The organism is Campylobacter sp. 2018MI10 (assembly GCF_018501175.1).
Lineage (GTDB): Bacteria > Campylobacterota > Campylobacteria > Campylobacterales > Campylobacteraceae > Campylobacter_E.
Genome location: NZ_JAHCZD010000052.1, coordinates 1 through 739 on the forward strand (window position 1 = coordinate 1; position 739 = coordinate 739).

The window sequence follows — 739 nt, forward strand, 5'->3', positions numbered from 1 at the left end:
GTATCATTAGCAACTGATTTACCTATAAATGTTGGAGTAGTATCAAATGTTCTACCACCATTTGGAATTTCAGTTAAGTTGTTGAAATATCCATCTTCATCGCCTTGGAATACTTTAAATTCTAAAGCAGATTTGTTTTGTGTATTATCTGTTTCTTCACTTGGCTTAATATTAATAATTCCGTTTTCTGAATCACTAGTATTTCCATTTGTAGTATTATCAACACTTGGAACTTTATTTGCATCTTCACTTGGTTTAATATTAATAATTCCGTTTTCTGAACCTACAACCACATCACTTGTAGTATTATCTACGCTAGGTGTATTTGTTTGAGTGTCAGCAACAAGTTTTAAGCTAGCTTCACCTTTAATATCAGTTCCAATTACATTAAATGTAAACTTATAATCTCCAAAGTTATTGCAACCTAGTTCTGGAACATATTTAAATTTACCATCAACAGCAAGAACTGAATCGGTTTTAATTAACTTATCATTATAAGTGATAAATACTTGCATTGCTTTAACACCACTAGCATTAATCTCACCTTTAAATAAAGGATTAGCATCTACTGTAGTTGAACCATTGCTAATTTCTTTTAAGTTATTGTGATCACCTGATTCATCACCTTCAAATATAGATACTTTAATTCCATTTCCAACACTTGGAACAATTACTTCAGGAGTTGTTGTATTATTAACCACTTCATCTTTAGCTGTATTTAAATCTAAACTAAATGAGT

The 739-nt window shown here is 30.2% G+C and carries 1 protein-coding gene; it reads right to left on the minus strand.

The genetic code is table 11. The features are described 5' to 3' along the window. Window positions 1–739, minus strand: a 739-nt coding sequence (locus KJR01_RS09620; protein WP_214119017.1) for a hypothetical protein, incomplete at both ends; no start/stop codon positions are given.